Annotated in this window: 12 protein-coding genes and 1 tRNA gene; 10 read left to right on the forward strand and 3 right to left on the reverse strand. The window is 62.9% G+C overall.

The features are described from left to right. The first annotated feature begins 51 nt into the window (after positions 1–51). From rfbB to rfbA, 3 genes are all read left to right on the forward strand, one after another. On the forward strand, positions 52–1,107 hold the full coding sequence (rfbB, locus tag VFO93_RS21890) for a dTDP-glucose 4,6-dehydratase (protein ID WP_325136512.1): 1,056 nt from the start codon (positions 52–54) through the stop codon (positions 1,105–1,107). 105 nt (positions 1,108–1,212) lie between these two features. Beyond that, positions 1,213–2,220 (forward strand): SDR family oxidoreductase, encoded by a 1,008-nt coding sequence (locus tag VFO93_RS21895; protein ID WP_325136513.1) that lies wholly within the window; start codon positions 1,213–1,215, stop codon positions 2,218–2,220. A gap of 99 nt (positions 2,221–2,319) precedes the next feature. Further along, complete coding sequence (rfbA, locus tag VFO93_RS21900; protein ID WP_325136514.1) at positions 2,320–3,198, forward strand: glucose-1-phosphate thymidylyltransferase RfbA; 879 nt, start codon at positions 2,320–2,322, stop codon at positions 3,196–3,198. Between the two features lie 127 nt (positions 3,199–3,325). On the opposite strand, the gene VFO93_RS21905 is transcribed toward rfbA, so the two are convergent. Beyond that, the gene (locus VFO93_RS21905; RefSeq protein WP_325136515.1) at positions 3,326–4,528 is read right to left on the reverse strand and encodes a HAMP domain-containing sensor histidine kinase; all 1,203 of its coding nucleotides are present in this window, start codon (positions 4,526–4,528) and stop codon (positions 3,326–3,328) included. Between the two features lie 194 nt (positions 4,529–4,722). Between VFO93_RS21905 and hemA the strand changes: the two genes are divergently transcribed. Further along, a complete protein-coding gene (gene hemA, locus VFO93_RS21910; RefSeq protein WP_325136516.1) occupies positions 4,723–6,003 on the forward strand; it encodes a glutamyl-tRNA reductase in 1,281 nt (426 codons plus the stop codon). A gap of 139 nt (positions 6,004–6,142) precedes the next feature. On the opposite strand, the gene VFO93_RS21915 is transcribed toward hemA, so the two are convergent. After that, complete coding sequence (locus VFO93_RS21915; RefSeq protein ID WP_325136517.1) at positions 6,143–6,466, reverse strand: metalloregulator ArsR/SmtB family transcription factor; 324 nt, start codon at positions 6,464–6,466, stop codon at positions 6,143–6,145. Between the two features lie 359 nt (positions 6,467–6,825). Here VFO93_RS21915 and VFO93_RS21920 point away from each other — a divergent pair, with 359 nt between their 5' ends. Continuing rightward, positions 6,826–7,956 (forward strand): mechanosensitive ion channel family protein, encoded by a 1,131-nt coding sequence (locus tag VFO93_RS21920; protein WP_325136518.1) that lies wholly within the window; start codon positions 6,826–6,828, stop codon positions 7,954–7,956. An 87-nt stretch (positions 7,957–8,043) separates the two neighbouring features. Here the strand turns inward: VFO93_RS21920 and VFO93_RS21925 are convergent, their stop codons facing one another. Next, positions 8,044–8,928 (reverse strand): TerB family tellurite resistance protein, encoded by an 885-nt coding sequence (locus VFO93_RS21925; protein ID WP_325136519.1) that lies wholly within the window; start codon positions 8,926–8,928, stop codon positions 8,044–8,046. A 268-nt stretch (positions 8,929–9,196) separates the two neighbouring features. On the opposite strand from VFO93_RS21925, the gene VFO93_RS21930 reads away from it, so the two are divergent. The 5 genes from VFO93_RS21930 to VFO93_RS21950 all read left to right on the forward strand — a co-directional run bounded on the left by VFO93_RS21930 (position 9,197) and on the right by VFO93_RS21950 (position 19,340). Continuing rightward, positions 9,197–9,271 (forward strand) — tRNA-Val (locus VFO93_RS21930). Between the two features lie 373 nt (positions 9,272–9,644). Beyond that, a complete protein-coding gene (locus VFO93_RS21935) occupies positions 9,645–10,094 on the forward strand; it encodes a BLUF domain-containing protein (RefSeq protein WP_325136520.1) in 450 nt (149 codons plus the stop codon). A 70-nt stretch (positions 10,095–10,164) separates the two neighbouring features. Continuing rightward, the gene (locus VFO93_RS21940) at positions 10,165–12,039 is read left to right on the forward strand and encodes a PAS domain-containing sensor histidine kinase (RefSeq protein WP_325136521.1); all 1,875 of its coding nucleotides are present in this window, start codon (positions 10,165–10,167) and stop codon (positions 12,037–12,039) included. Between the two features lie 178 nt (positions 12,040–12,217). Continuing rightward, positions 12,218–16,219, forward strand: a complete 4,002-nt coding sequence (locus VFO93_RS21945) for a gliding motility-associated C-terminal domain-containing protein (RefSeq protein ID WP_325136522.1) — start codon at positions 12,218–12,220, stop codon at positions 16,217–16,219. 160 nt (positions 16,220–16,379) lie between these two features. Then, positions 16,380–19,340, forward strand: a complete 2,961-nt coding sequence (locus tag VFO93_RS21950; protein WP_325136523.1) for a glycosyl hydrolase 115 family protein — start codon at positions 16,380–16,382, stop codon at positions 19,338–19,340. Positions 19,341–19,346: the final 6 nt, after the last annotated feature.

Below are 19,346 nucleotides of genomic sequence, written 5' to 3' on the forward strand. Positions count from 1 at the left end.
GGTGGAGGGGGACAAGATGCTTCCTTCGTCAGCATGACACGTATTAAAATTATGAAAATCCTTATCACCGGCGGGGCCGGCTTTATTGGCTCGCACGTGGTGCGCCTGTTCGTTACCAAGTATCCGAACTATCAGATTATCAATCTCGACGCGCTTACCTACGCGGGCAACCTGGAAAACCTGCGCGACATCGAGAACGCGCCGAACTACCAGTTTGTGAAGGGCGACATTGCCGACCAGGCGTTTGTCGACCAGCTATTTGCCCACCAGGAGCCCGACGCCGTGATTCACCTCGCGGCCGAAAGCCACGTTGACCGCAGCATCACCGACCCGATGGCGTTTGTGAAAACCAACGTTATCGGTACCGTGAATTTGCTGAACGCGGCCAAGAACCTGTGGAAGCCCAAGGGCTACGAGGGCCACACCTTCTACCACGTGAGCACCGACGAGGTGTACGGCTCACTCGACTTTGGCCCTGAGCTCTTTACCGAGGAAACGCCCTACGACCCACGCTCGCCCTACTCGGCCTCCAAGGCGGCGTCGGACCACTTTGTGCGGGCCTGGCACCACACCTACAGCCTGCCCATCAAGCTGAGCAACTGCTCGAACAATTACGGCCCCAACCACTTTCCCGAGAAGCTGATACCGCTGGCCATTCACCGCCTGCGCACCGGCCAGAAAGTGCCCGTGTACGGCAAAGGTGAGAACGTGCGCGACTGGCTTTTCGTGAAAGACCATGCCACCGCCATCGACGCCGTATTCCACAAAGGCAAGCTGGGCGACACTTACAACATCGGCGGCGTAAACGAGTGGCAGAACCTCAAACTCATTGAGCTGCTGTGCGATGTGGTAGACGAGAAAACCGGCCAGGAAGCCGGTACCTCGCGCAAGCTCATCACTTTTGTGACTGACCGCGCGGGCCACGACATGCGCTACGCCATCGACTCGAGCAAAATCATGAACGAGCTTGGCTGGAAGCCCAGCGTGACCTTCGAGCAGGGCCTGAGCCAGACCGTGGACTGGTACCTGGCCAATGAGGAGTGGCTGAACAACGTGACCAGCGGTGCCTACCAGGACTACAACCAGAAGCAATACGCGGACCGCTAGCGCGGAATTAAGAGTTATGAGTTAAAAGTTAAGAGTTGACAATCAGCAACTCCGGCTACTGAGACTCGACTCTTAACTCATAACTCTTAACTCATAACTCACAACGTGTACGATTACCCTTTCCATAATACGCCGCTTTCCGATACATCTTTCCTGGTAACGGGCGGCGCGGGCTTTATCGGCTCTAACTTGGTCGAGTACCTGCTGAAATACGGCGCCAAAAAAGTGCGCGTACTGGATAACTTCTCCAACGGCTTCCGCAAAAACCTGCGCCTGTTTGAGGGCAACTCCGCGCTGGAAGTGCAGGAAGGCGACATTCGCGACCGCGAGACCTGCGCCAAAGCGTGCGAAGGCATCGACGTGGTGCTGCACCAGGCGGCGCTGGGCTCGGTACCGCGCTCCATCAACGACCCCGTGACGACCGACGAGGTAAACGTGGGCGGCTTCGTGAAGATGCTGTTTGCGGCTAAAGAGGCGGGTATCAAGCGCTTTGTGTATGCCGCTTCGTCGTCGACCTACGGCGACCACCCCGGCCTGCCCAAGGTAGAAGACCGCATCGGCAAGCCGCTTTCGCCCTACGCCGTGACCAAATACGCCAATGAGCTGTACGCCGACGTGTTTGCCCGCACCTACGGCATGGAGATTATCGGCCTGCGCTACTTCAACATCTTCGGCCCGCGCCAGGACCCCGGTGGAGCGTATGCGGCGGTTATTCCGCTCTTTATCGACGCGATTTTGCAGGAAAACGCGCCCACGCTGAACGGCGACGGCGGCCAGACCCGCGACTTCACCTTCGTGGAAAACTGCGTGCAGGCCAACATCCGGGCGGCCCTCACGACCAACCCCGAGGCCGTGAACCAGGTGTACAACATCGCCGTGGGCGACCGTACTTCGCTGGTGCAGCTATACGACATCCTGCGCGAAGAAGCTGGCTCGACCTTGGAGCCTATATTCGGCCCCAACCGGGCGGGCGACATCCGCGACTCGCTGGCCGACATCTCGAAAGCCGAAACCCGGCTGGGCTACGCCCCGCAGGTGCGTATCCGCGAAGGACTGAAGCAAACGCTGAGCTGGTTTAAGGGCAACCAGGAGTTTATTAAGGAACGAAATTGATGAATGGCTGAATTGCTAGATTGTTGCATTGTTTACTTAAACAGGCGACTCCAAGCAATTTAACCATTCAATCATCAAGCAATTCAACAGTCCAACTATATGAAAGGCATTATCCTGGCTGGCGGCTCCGGCACCCGCCTGCACCCGCTGACCCTGGCCGTGAGCAAGCAGCTCATGCCCGTCTACGACAAGCCGATGGTGTACTACCCGCTGTCGCTGCTCATGACGGCGGGCATCCGCGACATTCTCATTATCACCACGCCCCACGACCAGGCGCAGTTCAAGAAGCTGCTCGGCGACGGCCAGAATCTGGGCTGCAATTTTCAGTACGTGGTGCAGGAGCTGCCCAATGGCTTAGCGCAGGCCTTCGTGCTGGGGGCCGACTTTATCGGCGACGATAAGGTAGCCTTGGTGCTGGGCGACAACATCTTCCACGGCGAGGGCCTGGAAGCGCTGCTGAAGTCGAACAACGACCCCGACGGCGGCGTGGTGTACGCCTACCACGTGCACGACCCCGAGCGCTACGGTGTGGTAGAGTTCGACGATAACAAGGTGGCTCTCAGCATTGAGGAGAAGCCCGCGCAGCCCAAAAGCAACTACGCCGTGCCGGGCCTCTATTTCTACGACAACGACGTGGTGGAAATCGCTAAAAACCTGGAGCCCAGCCCGCGCGGCGAGTACGAAATCACGGACGTGAACCGCGAGTACCTGCGCCGTGGCAAGCTGAAAGTCGGTATTCTGGGCCGGGGCACGGCCTGGCTCGACACCGGCACCTTCGAGAGCCTGATGCAGGCTGGCGAGTTTGTGCGCGTGCTGGAGCAGCGCCAGGGCCTCAAGGTTGGCTCCATTGAGGAAGCCGCTTACCGCCAGGGATTTATCGATGCCGCGCAGCTGCGCAAAATCGCCGAGCCCCTGCGCAAAAGCGGCTACGGCGACTACCTGCTGCACCTGCCTGAGCAGCTGGTGATTGGGGAGTAACTCAGTGTAGGGTAAGCTTTAGCTTGCCATTGCCGCAGGCAATGCGACGCACGATTAGCCCGCATGGATGTGTACTTAACATGCGCCGTTTTGCCTGCGGCAATGGCAAGCTAAAGCTTACCCTACATTACTGATTGAGCACCAGCCGAAACGTCGTGCCCTTGCCCACCTCACTGGCTTTCACGAAGAGGCGGCCCTGGTGGTAGTTTTCGATGATGCGGCGGGCCAGGGCCAACCCCAGGCCCCAGCCGCGCTTTTTGGTGGTGTAGCCGGGCAGGAACACGCTTTCGAGCTTGTTTTTGGGGATGCCCTTGCCGGTGTCGGTGATGTCGATGGCTACCTGCGGCGGGGCGGGGCGGCGCGTCCACCAGCGGCGGCGGGGGCGCACGCGGCGCAGGTGCAGCGTGATGCTGCCGCGCCCGTCCATCGCATCCACCGCGTTTTTGCAGATATTTTCCACCACCCAGTCGAAGAGCGGCACGTTGATACAGGCCGGCGTGTCGAGCGGCAGGTCGGTTTCGATGCTGAATTTCACCTTGCGCGACACCCGGCTTTCGAGGTAGGCGATGGCGTTGCGAGTAGTGTGGTAAAGGTTTTCGGCTTTGAGCACCGGCACCGAGCCGATGTTGCTGAAGCGCTCCGTGATGATTTCCAGCCGCCGGATGTCCTTACCCAGCTCCTCCACGATGGGCTCGTCGTGGAAGCGCTCGCTTTCGCGCAGGTAGCTCTGCCAGCCCACCAGGCTGCTGAGTGGCGTGCCCAGCTGGTGGGCCGTTTCCTTGGCCAGGCCCACCCACACGCCGTTTTGCTCGGCCCGGCGCGAGTAGCTGAAGCTCAGGTAGGCCATCACGGCTAGCGAGGCGATAACCCCGAGCTGCACCCACGGGTAAGTGCGCAAATCGCGCAGCAATACTGAGTCTTGGTAGAAAATATAGTTGTGGGCGTTGCCCGGCAGCTTAATATCGATGGCCGGATGGTGCTGCTGCATTTCCAGTAGCAGGGCTCGTACCTGCCGCACCGAGTCGGCGGGACTCAGGTCCGGGCTCAAACCTAGGTTCCGGGTATCCACGATGTTTTCGCCGTCGGTGAGAATAACCGGCACCGTCGTATTCGCATCGATAATCTGCTCCAGCAAAAATGTCGAGCTTTCCTCGGTGATGATAATGTGGCGCAGCGTCTTGGCATACAAGTCTATCTGCTGCTGCTCGCGCTCCGACAGGCGCTGTATCAGCCGCTTGGTATACAGCATCGTCACCACCCCCACCAGCAGTGCCAATATCAGCAGCAGAAGCTTCACCCGGGATTTCTGGTCGTATAAGGGAGTCAACATAAGTAGGGCAAAGGTCGGGCAAGACGCAGGTTCGGGAAGGCTGCCCACTATTTAGAACTATTCCAAGTTGCAGGCATATCCTTCAGTTGCCCGCATTTACGCCAATACGCTCGAACCCACGGCTTGGTATTGCTGTTTCCAATGCTAGTATTTATACCGTAATTTTGCAGGCCGGCCCCAGGTCGACCCGTGCTATGTCCCATCCTTTCAAAGCGGTTAGTCTTTCCTTCAAAAAGGCCCCGCTCGCTATCCGCGAACTGCTGGCCCTGGACGAGCCCGCCTGTCGCCGCTTTCTGCAAACGCTGCACACCGAGCTGCACCTCAGCGACTTGCTGGTGCTCAGCACGTGCAACCGCACCGAGATTTACTACGCCCACGAGGCCGACCAGTCGGCGGCCATCATTCAGGCGCTCGGGGCGCTCAAGCAGCGCGCCGACATCCAGAGCTTTGCCGCTTACTTCGACCGCTACCTCGACTCCGAAGCCGCCGCGCGCCACTTGTTTGAAGTAGCCATCGGCCTCGACGCGCAGGTAGTCGGCGATTTGCAGATTATCAATCAGGTAAAGCTGGCCTACCAGTGGGCCGCCGATGCCGACGTGGCCGGCCCCTTCCTGCACCGCTTGCTGCACAGCATCTTCTTCACCAACAAGCGCGTGCAGCAGGAAACCAGCTTCCGCGACGGCGCGGCCAGCATGAGCTACGCCGCCCTGGAGCTGGTAGAAGAGCTAACGGCCGACGTGGCCGCCCCGCGCGTGCTGGTGGTGGGCCTGGGCGAAATCGGCACCGACGTGTGCCGCCACCTCGCCGACAGCAAAAGCTTCGCCAGCGTGACGCTGTGCAACCGCACCCGCAGCCGCGCCGAGATGCTGGCCGCCGAGTTTGCGCCCGGCCAGCTGCAAATAGCTGATTTTGAAACCCTGACTACCGCCTTGCGCGAGGCCGACGTGGTTATCTCGTCCATCAACCGTGCCGAGCCGTTCTTCACCCGCGAGCTGGTAGCCCACCTCGACGTGCTGAGCTACAAGTTTTTTATCGACCTCTCGGTGCCGCGCTCGGTGGCGGCCGATGTGGAGCAGGTGCCCGGCGTGCTGGTTTACAACGTCGACGCCATCGAAAGCAAGGCCTCGGCCGCGCTCGAAGCGCGCCTGGCCGCCGTGCCGCAGGTGCGCGCCATCATCGAAAGCAGCTTGGCCGACTTTGCCGACTGGAGCCGCGAGATGCTGGTGTCGCCGCTCATTCAGCGCATGAAAGCGGGCCTGGAGCAGCTGCGCCAGCAAGAGCTGGAGCGCTTCCAGAAAAAAGCCACGCCCGCCGAAATAAAGCTGCTCGACGACGCTACCCGCGCCTTTATGCAAAAAGTACTCAAGCAGCACGTGCTCAGCCTGAAGGCCGCCTGCCGCCGCGACGAGGCCGAGCAACTGCTGCCGCTGCTCGCCGAGCTTTTTGACTTGGAAAACCAGCCCGCGCTGGCTTAACTACCTGCCACCCGCACAAATGAAAAGGGCCGCTTTACAGCGGCCCTTTTTTTCTGAGGTCTGATTGCTCAAGTACTTTATTCAGAAAGCGTTTCCATAGAAGAGTGTGGCAGCAGCCTGCGGGCTGGCAGCCCGGCACTTAGAGTTTACCTGAATAGTCTTCCAGGGTGTCGATTACTTTCATGAGCTGCGGCACGGCCAGCGCATAGTATATTTTCGTGCCTATCTTATTGGATTTCAACACGCCCCGGTCCTTGAGCGTAATGAGGTGCTGCGAGGCAATAGCCTGCGGCAGGTCGAGGGCCTGATAGATTTCCGTAACGGACATTTGCTGGTCTTTGCTGCCCTTGAGCTTACCCAGGAGGTCGACAATTGCCAACCGCTTGGGATGAGACAGCACCTTGAGCATAGCGGCCGCACGGTCTAGCTGTTGCGATTCTACACGCGAGTGCAATGGTTTCATTGAAAAGAATTAGTGAAATAATCTAGGGTACAACTAGTACGCTAGGGCAAAGAAATTAGTTCTTAAATACTTAGTCGCTTGGGCCACTGACTATAGGCCAGGAAACCATCTAAACGAAGAAGACTTCAACAGATTGTGTACTGCTATGGTTTGAAAAAGTTATGCAAAAAGCTTATTATTTGATTTTACTATCTATAATCGCCTGGCTAAGACGCCTTACCGTGTCCCACATTTTTTTCTGGTAGTATCCCACATCTCCCCCGCCACCACTTCCGGCCCCCAAAGACCGGGCACTGGCTAACTGGGTTGCACCGCGCCGCGTACTAAGGCCGGCCCGTGCATTACGGAACACTTTTTTGATGGAAATTCTTTCTTTTCTCGACCGCCCGCAGTTTGCTTTTCTGCACCGGCTGGTGCTGGGCAATGAGGTAATCGACTACCTGCTCGCGATAGTTATCTTCGTGGTGGGGCTGTTTCTCAACCGCCTGCTCACTCGCTTGTCGAGCCGCCTGCTATTCCGGGTTACCAAGCGCTACACGGGGGGCGTAACGGAATTGGAACTGCACGACCTGCTCATTCAGCCCCTGCGGGCGCTGCTGTTCCTGCTGACTGTCTATCTGTCGTTCAGCGTGTTGCGCTACCCACTGCCGCCGCTGGCGGTGAAGGGCGTCGAGCCTTGGCCCAAGGTAGCGCTACTCAACCTGTTTCACCTGGGCGTGATTGCTACTATCGTGTGGGTAGTGCTGCGGCTGGTCGATTTCCTGCTGCTGGTAGTGAAGCAGCGCGCCGAGCTTACGGCCACCGAAAACTCGCGGCGGCTTGATAATCAGTTTTTACCCTTTGCGAAAGACCTGCTCAAGGTTTTCATCATTATCCTGGGTGTGCTGGTGATGCTGGGCCGGGTATTTGGCGTGAACGTGGTGGGCTTTGTGGGCACGCTGGGCATCGGGGGCCTGGCGGTGGCCTTCGCGGCCAAGGAAAGCCTGGAAAACCTGCTGGCCTCGTTTACCATCTTCCTCGACCAGCCCTTCGGCGTGGGCGACCTCGTGACGGCGGGCAACGTGAGCGGCACGGTCGAGAAAATCGGCTTTCGGAGCACGCGCCTGCGCACCGCCGAAAAAAGCTTCCTGACGGTGCCCAACAAAAGTATGATTGACAAGCCGTTGGACAACCTCAGCTTACGCACGTCGCGGCGCGTGGGCTTCACGCTGCTCTTCGACCAGAAAACGACCAGCGCGCAGCTACACGCCATTATCGCGGGGTGCATCGAGGCCATCAAGTCCCACCCGCTCGTGACGCAGGACGTGCAAATGAAATTCAACGCCCTCACGCTCAATGGCAAGGAGGTAACCGTGCAGTACTTCGTCGAAACTACCAGCTACGACGAATACCTCGACACCAAGGAAGACCTCAACTACCGCATTGTGGAAGTGGTGGAGAAGGAAGGCGGCCTGTTTAGTAGCCTGCCTTCGGCCACGCCCGGCAGCTAGGTGGTGCCAGGTATGTGCCCAGCGCAAAGGGGCGGCTTCTATCCGAAGCCGCCCCTTTTTGTTGAGCGTAAGCTTGACTAGCGACTGCTAGCGCCCGCCAAACAGGCCGCCGAGCAGGCTGCCCATGCCGCCGCCCAGAATGCCCCCGCCGCCCGCGCTGCGCGGCTGTGAGTTGGGCTGCCCGCCCAGGCCGCCCAGCACCGACATGATGGAGCCCAGGCCGCTGCCACCCATCGAGCCCTGCTGCGGCAGGTTGCCGGTATTGTGGCCGCCGCCCAGCACCCCGCTGAGTAGGCCACCACCCAGCAGGCCGCCCAGTAGGCCGCCCATGCTGCTACCCCCGCCCTGGCCGCCGCCGAGCAGGCCGCCCAGCATCCCGCCCATGGTGCTGCTGGGCTGCTGGCCGTAGCCGGCCGAGTTGTTGCCGCCGCCCATCACCCGCGAGATAACCATGGGCGCTACCACGCCCAGCAGGCCAGCCATGAGCGCGCCCTTCGGAATACCCACATTACTAAGCTTGTCGCCGAGGCCGCTCAGAAAGCCTTGCTTGCCGGGGTCTTGCGCATCGTGGGGCACGTTGGCCGCTTGGTCCACCACGTTTTCGAGCGTGGCTTTTTGCTCGGCGTTCACACCAAGGTAGTCGGCCATTTTGCTCACCATTGCCTCTTCCTCATTAGAGTAAGCGCCGTCGGCGCGGGCAAAGCTGATAAGGTCGGTGATAAGCGAAAAGCGCAGGTCGCTGCCTTTCAGCGCATCCAGGTTTTGCTGAATAGACTGGTTGCTTGCGTTTTGTGCCGAATGCAGCACCTGCTGCGCGGAGCCCTGCGACAGGCCGGCCTGCTGCGTGATGCGCTGCAAAAACTCTACTTCGGGAGCCGAGGCTTGGCGGTCGGCCGTAGCCAACGCCGCAATCGCACTGAGGTAAGCCGTTTTTTCGGGTTCCGAATAGTTTTGGAGGAGCTGGGTTTCCATGAAAGAAAAGAAAAAGGGCGTGAAAAACCGGCCGCGTGCACCAGCACTCGGCTTTGGCCTAAACGCAAGTGTCCGGCTTACGTTGCAGCAACCCGGAATCTGCTGTTTTTTAATAAATTTTTTATTACTGAGCCTGAAAAGCTTACCTAGCTAAAATCGCCAATCAGGCCCCGTTGAGCGCTTTTTTTTAGCAGCAGGCTTGGCCAATTCAAAAAAATCCCCCACCTTTGTAAAACCAAAACGGCAGTAGCCGCCCGGTACTGAACAAGGGAGATTAGCTCAGCTGGTTCAGAGCATCTGCCTTACAAGCAGAGGGTCACTGGTTCGAACCCAGTATCTCCCACATTGATAAACACCCACTTAGCTGCAAAGCCGAGTGGGTGTTTTGCTTTTGGTGCATACCAGCACTTTTGAGCCTGGTTGACCAAGCCTAGTAGCCAAGCAGCGGTAGCTGGGCTGCCTACCGGCACTACCCTGGTCGCCGCTACCACAGGTCGCCCATTTATTATCATTTGGTTAGCTAAGCTTGCCATCGGGGCGGTGGTCTGGCTTTGAGTTGGACTAGGATGGCCGCTATCGGGACCACCCAGGCTACTATGGCGGGCCTAAATATGCTATATAGCCGGGCTAAGCTCAGGCAGATAGAACGCTTGCGCGGGCGATGCCATGCCCCCGAATAGGCAGAACGATACGGCCGGTTGTCCTTACTTTTGAGGATGATTCATATTGCTTATATGAGCCGCGCCGTGCGTCCGCTGTCTGACCAGGACTTGCAAGAGCTGCTCGACCAGTGCCGCCGCGACAATGCCCGCCACGATGTTACGGGCATACTCTTCTATAGCCACGGCAATATTGCCCAGCTCATTGAGGGCGAGGCTGAGGTGCTGGAGCCCTTGTTTGAGCGCATCGCCCGCGATGGCCGTCACTCGCACGTGCGCAAGCTGATAGACCGCCCCATTACGGTGCGCAGCTTTGAGGGCTGGGCCATGGCCTTTCACCCGCTCGAGCCGGCGGGGTTTGAAACCTTGGAGGGCTTCTTGCTGCCCGACCACCTGCCCGCGCCGCCCAGCACCCTCACCATTGCCGATTCGCTGCTGGTAGAGCTCGTGCGCCTGGCCGTATTTGGCCAGGGGCCGGCACTCGTGCCAGCCGTGCAGCCGGCCTAACCCTAATTACCGGCGGGCTAGCCGCCGGCCTTGGGCCCGCTTGCCGGGCACTTGTTTTTTGCCCTACCTTATGGCCGAGCAGCATCTACACTCTATTCTGCGGCACATCCCGGCCGGGGTAGCTACCCTGCACGGGGCCGAGCTACGCCTTAGCTTCCTCAACGAAGCGATGCAGGCCATGCTGGGCCCGGACGCGCGCGAGGGGTGCCTGCTGGCCGATTGCGGGCAACAGCTGCCCGCCGACCTGCACGAGGTTATCGGGCAGGTGTACCAGTCTGGGCAGCCCTTCGTGGCCAAGGCCTACGGCTTGGTGGTGCAGCGGCCCGAAGACGGCGAGGCAAAAAACGCGCTGCGCTACTTCGACCTGGCCCTGGAGCCAGTGCGCGAAGAAAACGACACGGTGAGCGGCCTGCTGGTGTTTGCCGTAGACGTGACCGGGCAGGAAGAGGCCCGGCTCGAAGCCCACCGCCTGGCGCTGGAAACGCGCCGCCTCGATGCGCGCCTGCGGGTGCTCACCGAAACGGTGCCCCAGATTACCTTCAGCCTCGACAGCCAGGGCCATTACGAGTACGTGAGCCCGCAGTGGTACTACTTCACGGGGCAGCCCGCCAACGCGGCGGTCGATGCCATCTGGCCACTGCTCATCCACCCCGACGACCGGCTGCGCATCTTGTACCAGGCCGAGCAGGCCCGGCGCACCGGCACCGGCTGGAGCTACGAGTACCGCCTGCGCCGCCACGACGGCCAGTACCGCTGGATGCTGAGCCGCGCCCTGCCCGAGCTGCACGCCCCCACCGAGCCGGTGTTCTGGCACGGGGCCCTGACGGAGGTGCACGACCAGCGCGAGCTGGCCGACGCCCTGCGCCGCGGCGAGGCCGAGCTGCGCTTTCTGGCCGACAGCATTCCGGAGCTTATCTGGACGGCCACTGCCGAGGGGTTTATCGACTACTACAACCGCTATACTACCGACTATTCGGGCCTGACCATCGACGACCTGGGGCCCACCGGCTGGGTGAGCCTGCTGCACCCCGAAGAGCAGGCCGAGGCCGCCCGCGGCTGGGTGCAAAGCATTGCCAGCGGCAAGGCCTTTGAGGGCGAGTACCGCATGCGCCGCCACGATGGGCTGTTTCGCTGGCACATCATCCGGGCGCGGCAGCTGGTAGATGGGCGCGGCCTGCGCTGGTTTGGCACCTGCACCGATGTGCAGGACCAGCACTTGCTGCACCAAGCCCTGCAAACCCAGTACGACGAGCTGGCCCGCGCCCACCACGACCTCGATACCTTCGTGTACGCGGCCAGCCACGACCTGCGCCAGCCGGCCCTGAATTTGCGCGGGCTGTTTGAGGAATTGCGCAGCACGGCCACCTTCCACGACCCCGATGAGGCCGCGCTGCTAGGCATGGTTGATGGGGCCCTGGGCCAGCTCGATGCCACCCTGCACGACCTGGCCGCCACCGTGCGCTCGCAGCGCGCCCACCAAGAGCCCGCCGAAATTCTCGACCTAGCCCTCATACTAGAGGAAGTGCTGCTGGGCCTGCGCCCGCAGGCGCAGCTGCGCCAAGCGCAGTTTGAGATAGACGTAGCCGAGGTGCCGGGCCTGCTGTATAGCCGCGCCAACCTGCGCTCGGTGGTGCACAACCTGGTGAGCAACGCGCTCAAATTTGCGCACCCCGACCGGCAGCCCAGCATTCGGCTGCGCAGCTACCTCACGCCCGAGGGCCAGCCCGCGCTCGACGTGCAGGACAACGGCCTGGGCATGGACCTGAGCAACCCGCAGGCCCCGATTTTTCAGCTTTTCGTGCGCCAGCACCCCGATATCGAGGGCACGGGCGTGGGCCTGTATTTGGTGCAGCGCATCGTGACCAGCCAGGGCGGCCACGTGGAGGTGGCCAGCACCGTGGGCGAAGGCACTACCTTCACCATTTACTGGACGCAGCCGGCCTAGCGGCCGCGGCCGGTAGCGTGGGTGCGACTGGCCAGCAAAACCCGAAAAACCGCACGGCTGGCTGGCCCGGCCGGCTTTTTCGTACTAACTCAGTGCCAGCGCCGTTGCGTAGGTACTACCCGCGGAACCTTTCTGGCAAAGTACCCGCTACATTGTCTGCCTTCTCACCCGCCCTGCTATGTTCCCAGCACTACTGCCTTCTGTTTTAGCTAGCTCTCCTACCCTTTCTTTCTCCCTGGCCCAGTGCCGCCCGGCCGGGCGGCGGCCGCTAGCGGCGGCCTGGTGGCTTACGCTGCTGGTTTTGCTGCTGCGCGGGGCGGCCACTACGGCCTGGGCACAAGCCTCGCCGCCGCCCGATTGCAGCCAGGACGAGAAGTTTATCAATACCTGGTACTTCGGCTACAAGTCGGGGCTCGATTTCAACCAGGCTACCGACTCCATTCCGCCTACGGTGCTCACCAACAGCCAGATGGTAGCGCCCGCCGGCTCGGGCATCATGGCCAATGGCAGCGGCAACATCCTCTTTTACAGCAACGGCGACACCGTGTGGAGCGCTAACCACAGCGTGATGCTCAACGGCACGGGCATGGGCGGCAACCGCCTCGTGACCGACGGGCCGCTGGCCATCAAACTGCCCGGCAGCCCTACCACGCCGGGCGGGCCCACGCGCTACCTGCTTTTTACGCAGGATGCGCAGGGCGGCCCCAAGGGGCTGAGTTACTCCGAGATTGAAATACCCACGGGCGGGCAGGGCCAGGTGCTAGCCGCCACCAAAAACACGCCCCTGACCCTGGGCACGGCCGAAAAAATGACGGGCGTGTTTCACAAAAACGGCTGCGACATCTGGATAATCGTGCACGGCTGGGGCACGGCCACCAGCGGCACCGCCAACCGGGGCGACTCCTTTTTGGCTTACCGCGTGACGCCGACCGGGGTGCAGACGACGCCCATCATTTCGACCATCGGGGCGGTGCACGCGCCGGGCTTGTCGGCCCAGGGCTACCGTGGCCAGATGAAGGTATCGCCCGATGGCGAGCAGCTGGCCGTGGCCCGCTACAACACCGTGACGGGCGACAGCACCAGCACCGTCGAGCTGTTTGCCTTCGACGCGGCCACAGGTGTGGTCAGTAACCGCCGCATCATTGATGCCACGGCGGGGCGCTACTACGGCGTCGAGTTTTCGCCCAGCCGCAGCCGCCTCTACGCCACCGTGCAGAGCCCGCCCCAGCTATTGCAGTTTGATTTGAGCGCCACGAATATTCCGGCCAGCCGGCAGGTTATCCCGCTCAACCAAACCGCGCCCGTGAACCTGGGCTCGATGCAGGCCGCGCCGGATGGCAAAATTTACGTGGCCCGCGAAAACCAGCCCGCACTGGGCTTTATCGCCTACCCCGACTCGCTGGGCGCGCTCGCCGCCTACGCCGACGACAGCTTGCAGCTCGGGGGCCGCCGCAGCGGGCTGGGCTTGCCCAACTTCAACCAGAGCTCGCTGCTGCGCGTGGGCTTCGGGGGTGAGTCCACGGCTTGCCAGGAAATTACCTTCCAGGCGGCTTCGCCCATCCCCAACCCGCAGTCCTACGCCTGGAACTTCGGCGACCCCGGCTCGGGCACTAGCAACACCTCGGCCGTGGCCAACCCGGTGCACGTATTCACGGCGCCCGGCATCTATACCGTTACGCTGCGCATCACCAACTTCTGCTTTTGCCGCGAAATACAGTTGCAGGTGCCGGTGCCCGGCCCGCCCACGCCGGGCAGCATCGGCACCGACCAAACGCTGTGCGCCGGCGGCACGCCGGCCCCGCTCACGAGCACGGCGGCGGCCGGCGCGGGCACCGGGCAGTTCAGCTACCAGTGGCAGTCGTCGCCCAACAACAGCACCTGGACCGACATCGGCGGGGCTACCGCGCCGGGCTACGCGCCGGGGGCCCTCACGGCTACTACCTACTTCCGGCGGCTGGTCACCTCGGGCTTTTGCGGGCCGCGCACGCCCACGGCGGCCGTTACCATCACGGTGCTGCCGGCCCTGGCGGCGGGCAGCATCGGCACCGACCAAACCATTTGCGCGGGCACTGCCCCTGCGCTCACGAGCAGCGCGCCCGCCACGGGCGGCACCGGCACCTACAACTACCAGTGGGAATCATCGCCGGATAATATTTCCTGGACAATCATTCCCGCTGCTACGAGCGCGAATTTCTCACCTGGTCCACTCACCGTTACTACCTATTTCCGCCGCCAGGTAAGCTCCGGCCCCTGCGCCACGGGGCCTTCTAATACCGTTACCATCACGGTGGTGCCCGGCCTGGTGGCGGGCAGTATCGCGGCCGACCAAACGGTGTGCGCCGGCGTTACCCCGGCCCCCCTCAGCAGCGTGGCCCCGGCCACGGGCGGCACGGGCACGATTGATTATCAGTGGGAAAGCTCGCCCAACAACGCTACCTGGACGGCCATCGGCGGGGCCACGGGCGCGACTTACGCGCCGGGAGCCCTCACGGCTACTACTTACTTCCGCCGCCGGGCCAGCTCGGGCAGCACCTGCGCGCCGGTTTTCTCTAATGTGATTACCATCACGGTATCGCCGGCACCAAACGCGGGCACCATCGCCGCCGACCAAACTATTTGTGCGGGTGCTACGCCGGCCGCAATCGGCGGCAGTGGGGTACCGGGCATTCTCCAGTATCAGTGGGAATCGTCGCCCAACAACTCGACCTGGACGGCCCTACCCGGCGCTACTGGCACTACCTACACGCCCGGCCCACTCACGGCTACTACTTACTTCCGGCGGGCAGTAACGTCGAGCGCCTGCGGCCCGGTCTACTCCAATACCGTGGTGATAACCGTGCTGCCGACGCTGAACGCGGGCAGCATCGCGGCCGACCAGACGGTTTGCGCGGGCGCTACCCCAGCCCCGCTCAGCAGCGGCGGCGGGGCCAGCGGCGGCACGGGCACCTACGCCTACCAGTGGGAGTCGTCGCTGGACAACGTAACCTGGGTTCTGGAGGCCAATGCCACCAGCCCGACCTTCGCGCCCGGCCCGCTGTCGGCCACTACCTACTACCGCCGCCGCGTGGTATCGGGCACCGGCTCGTGCTCGACAGCGGTTTCCAACGTCGTCACCATTCAGGTGCAGCCCCTCGTGACGCCGGGCGTGACCCTCACGGCCCCGGCCGCGCAGTGCGCGGGCACGGTGCTCACCTTCACGGCCTTGGCTACCAATGCGGGCTCCGCACCTACCTACCAGTGGTTTGTGAATAACGTGGCCGTGGCCAGCGGCGCTACCTTCAGCAGCAGCACGCTCGTGACGGGCGACCAGGTGCGGGTGGAGGTAACGGCCACGCCGGGGCTGTGCAGCACCGGGCTGGCCGTGGCCACGGCCACCGTTACGCGCCTCGTGCCGGCCCCGGTGGCGCTCACCATTGCGGCGCAGCCGGGCGGGCCGGCGTGCCAGGGCGACCGCCTCACGTTCGGCGTGGCCAGCCTCACGGGCAGCGGCCCGCTACCTGCCTACCAGTGGCAGGTAGACGGGGCCGACGTGGCCGGGGCTACCAACGCTACGTTCAGCAGCACCACGCTGCGCGATGGCCAGACGGTGACGCTGCGCGTGCGCGCTACCGACGCCTGCGGGCAAACCCAGACAGTGACCTCGAACAGCATAGTGGTGCAGATTCTGCCGCCCATCACGCTTAGCGCCGGCCCCGACAAGGAGATTTTTGCCGGTACTTCCGTGACGCTGGAGGGCACCGCCAGCGGTAATTTCCCCGTGACCTGGACGCCGCGCGCCGGGCTTTCTTTCCCCAATAACGACCAGCTGCGGCCCGTGGCGTCGCCCCTCACCACGACCACCTACACGCTATCAGCCGGCAGCGGCAACTGCGCTACCTCGTCGCAGGTGACCGTGACGGTGCGCCAGCCCATCCGCATTCCTAATGCCTTTTCGCCCAACAGCGATAACAACGACGACACCTGGCAGATTGACTTTATCGACCAGTTTCCCGAGAATACCGTGACCGTGTTTAACCGCTGGGGCACCAAGATTTTTTCGGCCACCAACTACAGCCGGGCCAACGAGTGGCGCGGCGACATCAACGGCCAGCCGGCGCCCTTCGGCACGTACTACTACGTCATCGTCACGAAGGGCCCGCTGGGCAAGGCCTACACGGGCTGGGTGCAGATTATAAGGTAGCGAAATGGAAGTAGCTGGCCAGAGGCCCCGCTAATTCGCTTGCTTCTGCTCATTGAAAAGCCGTTATGCTGTGCTTCAAGCCGCATAACGGCTTTTCGTTTTACGATTCTGCCCCAACTTGCTGGCTCGGCACCCGCACTACACCCACCCTTGGCCTTTCATGAAAAACTGGTTTTTTTACCTCTTGCTGCTGGGGCTGGTTGGCGAAAGCCTGCGAGCGGGAGCGCAGCAGTCGGCCCCGCTGATGCTGGCGGCCGAGTACGGCCCCGCCGCCTTCCCACTGGTGCACGAGCACACGGCCGCCCCCCTCTACCTCGATGCGCAGGATGCCGAGGTAGTGCGCGTGGCGGCCGAAGCCTTGGCCAAAGACCTTACCAGCATCAGCGGCACGACGCCCGCGCTGCGGGCGGCCGGGCAGCCGCTGGCTGCTTATTCCGTCATCATCGGCACGCTGGGGCACTCGGCGCTGGTAGACCAGCTGGCGGCCAGTGGCGCGGTGCCGCAGCTGCGGGGACAGTGGGAAGCCTTCAGCATCAGCGTAGTAGACCGGCCATTTGGCAAAGGCGGCAAGGCGCTGGTGGTGGCGGGCAGCGACCGGCGGGGCACGGCGTTTGGGGTGTTTGAGCTGTCGCGCCGGTTGGGCGTGTCGCCCTGGCACTGGTGGGCCGACGTGACGCCCCAGCGCCGGGAAAGCCTCTACCTCGCGGCCGGCACCTACCAGAGCGCGCCGCCCACGGTGAAGTACCGGGGCATTTTTCTTAATGATGAAGACTGGGGCTTGCAGCCCTGGGCCGCGCAAAACCTCGATACCGACATCAAGGACATTGGCCCCAACACCTACGCCCGACTGTTTGAGCTGCTGCTGCGCCTGAAGGCCAACCTCATCTGGCCGGCCATGCACCCGAGCACGCGGGCCTTTTTTCACTACCCCGGCAACCCGCAGGTGGCCGACCGCTACGCCATCCTGGTGGGTACCTCGCACGCCGAGCCCATGCTGCGCAACAACGTGGACGAGTGGAAGGAGCCCGCGATGGGGCCTTTCGATTACTTCCAGAACCGGCCCGCCGTGCTGGGCTACTGGGAGCAGCGCGTGCAGGAAGCGGCCGGGCTGGAGGCCATTTACTCGCTGGGGATGCGCGGGGTGCACGACAGTGGGATGCTGGGGGCCAAAACCCCGCAGGACGCCGCCCGGATGCTGGGCAGCGTGCTCGCCGACCAGCGCGCCCTGCTGCGCCGCTACGTAACCCCCGACGTAGCCCGCGTGCCACAGGTGTTCACGGCTTACAAGGAAGTGCTCGATGTGTACGATGCCGGCCTCAAGCTGCCCGACGACGTGACACTGGTGTGGCCCGACGACAACTACGGCTACCTCAGCCGCCTCAGCAATGCCGAGGAGCAGGCGCGGGCGGGCGGCGCGGGAGTGTACTACCACGCCTCGTACTGGGGGCGGCCGCACGACTACCTCTGGCTGGGCACCACGCACCCGGCCCTGCTGCGCGAGGAGCTGCTGAAGGCCCACGCCCTGCGCACCGACCGGCTGTGGGTGCTGAACGTGGGTGACCTCAAACCGTTGGAATACAGCACGCAGCTGTTTCTGGATATGGCCTACGCGGCCGCGCCTTTTGCGCAGCCCGCCGCCGGGCCGGCCCACTTGCAGCAGTGGCTGGCCGAGGCTTTTGGGGCCGGGCAGGCGGCGGCCATGCGGGCGCTGCTGTGGGAGTACTACGACCTGGCCTTCGAGCGCCGGCCCGAGTTTATGGGCTGGAGCCAGACCGAGCCCACCACCCCTACCCACCGCACGGCCTACAACCACTTTTACTACGGCGACGAAGCCCAGCGCCGCCTCGACCGCTACGCCCGCCTGGTGGCGCAGGCCCAGGCGCTGCGCGCCGCCATCGCCCCCGAGCGGGCCGATGCCTACTACGAGCTGGTGTACTACCCGGTAGTAGCGGCGGCCCTGATGAACCAGAAGTTTCTGTATCAGGACAAAAGCTACCTGTATGCCCGCCAAAACCGCGCCTGCGCCACCGACTACGCCCGCTGGGCCCAGCAAGCCTACGCCGCCCTCAAAACCGAAACGGCCTACTACAACGAGCAGCTGGCCGGCGGCAAGTGGCGGGGCATGATGAGCATGCACCCCCGCGACCTGCCCGCGTACCAGGCCCCGGCAGCCCCGGCCCTCCACCTCGACACCACCCAGGTGTGGGGCGTGGCCCCCGAAGGCTGGGCGGGGCCCGACTCGGCGGCTTTCAGCCATCAGTTAAGCCTGCCCACTTTCCACGCTTGGGGCCCGGCGAGCTACTTTGTGGATGTCTTTCTGAGTTGCCGGCAGGCGGTGCGCTGGCGGGCCGTTTCCTGCCCCAAGTGGCTGGTGCTTTCGGCTAGAAAAGGCACGCTCGCGGCGGCCGAAGGCCAGCAGCAAGTGCGCCTGCACCTGCGCGTAGACTGGCGCAAGCTGCCCCGGCGCGGCGAGCCCAGCGGCTACCTGGTCTTGCGCGGCGCGGGCAAAACCGTTCGGGTGGCCGTGCGCGCCACCCGGCCCGATGAGGCCCTGGCCGACTACCCCGGCTTTGTGGAAGCCAACGGCTACCTCTCCCTTTTTGCCGCGCACTACAGCCGCAAAACCGACCAGCCCGGCCACCGCTGGGCCGTGGTAGCGGGCCTGGGGCGCACGGGCAGCGGCCTGCAAGCCCAGCTGCTGCAAGCCACGCCGCTGGCCGAGGCCGGCAGCGCGCCCGCCGCCACGGCCTTTGCGGAATACGATTTTTACACCTTCACCCCGGCCGCGCCCGTGGTCACGGTTTTTACGCTGCCCACGCACCCCACCACCCGCGCGGCCAGCGTGCGCTACGGCCTTTCTATAGATGAAGGCCCGATGCAGGTGCTGGATTGCAAAACGGTGGGCCGCTCCGAGGAGTGGAAGCAAAACGTGCTAAGCAACAATGCGCAGCGGCAGTTTAAAGCCCCGGCGCTCGGCCCCGGCCGGCACACGCTCCGGCTTTATCCGCTTGACCCCGGCGTGGTGCTCGACCGCATCACCCTCGACCTGGGCGGCCTGCAACCAGCCTACGGCGCTGTTCCGGAAACGCGCAGGCGGCTGCCCAGCGAGCTTCCAGAGTAGCTTCAT

The sequence above is a fragment of the Hymenobacter sp. genome (genome assembly GCF_035709525.1).
Lineage (GTDB): Bacteria > Bacteroidota > Bacteroidia > Cytophagales > Hymenobacteraceae > Hymenobacter.